We start from the raw sequence: 563 nt of genomic DNA on the forward strand, positions 1-563 counted from the left end.
TTTAACTCGCCTTTGTACTGAGGCAATATGACTTCTGTTACATAGCGATCAACACCGTTTTTATCTTGCCATTTACGAGTTTGTAGTCGCCCCTCGATATAAACTTTGCTGCCCTTATTCAGATACTGAAGCGCTATTTTTGCCAAGTGTGGATTAAACACCACAATGGAATGCCATTCGGTTTTGTCTATTCTATTATTGGTTGCCTTGTCTGTATAGCTCTCAGACGTTGCCATTCGAAAATTGACCACCTCGGCGCCAGATGACATTGTTTTGCTTTCGGGATCAGCACCTAAATAGCCAATTAACATCACTTTATTAAGCATTTGCTTTCTGTCCTTTAATGGAAAATAGTACTTAGAACAAAACATAACTCACAACTGATGGTAGTATAACACATTATGGTGTATTTTTACAAACAGAATTTATCATAACACACTGAATCTACAGTATGAATCCCATTTTTATTTTACTTAACAGCTTGCATTTTGATACGTTTTGTGCAATAAAGAGATGTTCTTTTATATTTCGATTGGTTATTTTAATCGTTTATTTGGATCGCT

1 protein-coding gene is annotated in these 563 nt (G+C 35.7%); it reads right to left on the bottom strand.

Annotated elements, in window-relative coordinates:
* A partial coding sequence (ssb, locus tag ACFILL_RS09530) for a single-stranded DNA-binding protein (protein WP_375643869.1) occupies positions 1 to 326 on the bottom strand: 326 nt, incomplete at its 3' end.
* Positions 327 to 563: the final 237 nt, after the last annotated feature.

This window comes from Bartonella sp. AP20NXHL (assembly GCF_042196165.1).
Classification (GTDB): Bacteria; Pseudomonadota; Alphaproteobacteria; order Rhizobiales; family Rhizobiaceae; genus Bartonella.